General features: G+C 42.5%; 2 protein-coding genes. Both read right to left on the bottom strand.

Annotated features, from left to right (window positions below):
• Positions 1-9: 9 nt before the first annotated feature.
• On the bottom strand, positions 10-1,080 hold the full coding sequence (locus QUA58_RS31230; RefSeq protein ID WP_333397997.1) for a transposase: 1,071 nt from the start codon (positions 1,078-1,080) through the stop codon (positions 10-12).
• Complete coding sequence (locus QUA58_RS31225; RefSeq protein ID WP_333397995.1) at positions 1,016-1,687, bottom strand: IS607 family transposase; 672 nt, start codon at positions 1,685-1,687, stop codon at positions 1,016-1,018. The genes QUA58_RS31230 and QUA58_RS31225 overlap by 65 nt, the downstream gene beginning before the upstream one ends.
• Positions 1,688-1,778 lie beyond the last annotated feature (91 nt).

Genomic DNA, 1,778 nt, shown 5'->3' with positions numbered 1-1,778 from the left:
CTGATTCATTTACGCTGAACATTTCTCTACATAGCTGTGCAATGCTGGAGATGTAACGATAGCAATCCCGTCATTACTGACAGAACAGGTCGAATCCGACAAAGCACGTAACAAAATATTACGTGCGCCGTTCAAATCTCGCTCAATTACCGTTTGGCAATTAGGACATTTGAACACTTTAGAACCCCCAAGTTTTCGATGAATATGACCACAATTGCCACAAGTCTTGGACGTATAGGCTTCGGATACATCAACAACAATCGAACCCTTTTTATCGGCTTGATGTTTGATAATTTGCTTGAAGCGATAATGCGCCCATGTCAACATTTGACGTACTGACTTCTTGTTAATCTTTCGCTTGGTGCGCTTGACCATTTGAGACGTTTCAAATGTTGGCAGGAAGATAACTTGGTAATTTGTGGTTAGAAAGTGTGCAGCTTTTTTGTGAAGCTCATTAACAAGATTTTGAATCTTGTTTCTGATTCTTGACGCCGCCTTTCTCATCGCTCTTCTTTGTTTGGCAGACACTTTAGTCATCTTTCCCATTAACTTGTCAAGATATTGACACAGGCGGGTGATTCTTCCGATATCTCCACTACCAATCTCAATCACTTTTTCCGAGTCGTAACCTGTTAAAAATGTCCGAATACCAGGATCTAAGGCGATTGCCGAGTTAGACACAGATGGTTTTGAGTCATATTCTTCGGGCAAAATAGCGAACCAATTGCCACGGTGTAAAACTAGCTGAGTACCATATTTACAAGATACTGGAACCGGTTCGGATGCTGTGAATTTTAGCCCTTTAACTCTTGATTTAAGCCACATCCCATCTCGGAAGTTAGAATCATTAAATTTCACCGTAGAGCGAGGATTGCGAATGCTTCGATACTTGGCATCACGACTAGCGGAATATGCTCGGTGAGCATCAAAAATAGCATTTTGCCTGATATGGCATGGTGTATCTTTTACCCACTTCGGTAAATCTGATTGCATAATTTTGTTACGCAATTTGAGTTTAGTTAGGCGGTCTTGCTTTTGTTGAGAGATTGCCTGGTTGTAACAATACCTCGTTGCTGCTATCCACGTCTTCCAAATCTTGGCCAGTGCTGGCTCTGGGTAAATCTGGATCTTCCTTGATTTTAGTTTTATATTTTCTAAGTCCGTAGAGTCGGCAGGAAAAGACGTGAATAATGGCAAGTATGTCTTCGACCATTTCTCGTTCTGGAGAAAGGTTGTCTTGGTTGAGAACCACGATCTTTGTTCCATCGAGTTGACAGAGCCATTCAATGAGTTCAAAGCCAAATCTGGCAAGTCGGTCTTTGTGGGCAACGACAACAGAGCCGACATTGCCTGTACGGACGGTTTCCAGAATGGATCTAAGTCCTTGCCTTTTGAAATTGAGCCCGGAGGCAATGTCGGTAATGAGTTCGGCTGATGGATAGAGTTCCAGTAATCTGGCAATTTGTCTGTCAAGGTCGGCTTTTTGACCCCGACTGGAGACTCTGGCATACAAAATGGTTCTAAGGTTGGTTTTGTTTTGTCCGGCATAAGAGTTGATTAAGTATCGTCGTTGACCTGCGGGTGTGCGGATGGCTTTGATCATGCCATCCTTCTCCCACCGCCTAAGCGTGTGTAGACAAACTCCAAAATGTTCGCTTGCCTGTCTTGGTGTTGAGTAGGTATCCAATTGTGAATAATGCTTACTACTTTTATAAGTTACCGCATAATTCAGGTATTTTCAGTAAAGTTCAATAAATTAGCCTACAGGACTATGCTCT

The organism is Microcoleus sp. N9_A1 (assembly GCF_036701795.1).
Taxonomy (GTDB): Bacteria; Cyanobacteriota; Cyanobacteriia; order Cyanobacteriales; family Microcoleaceae; genus Microcoleus.
This window is presented reverse-complemented; position numbering and strand designations above follow the sequence as displayed.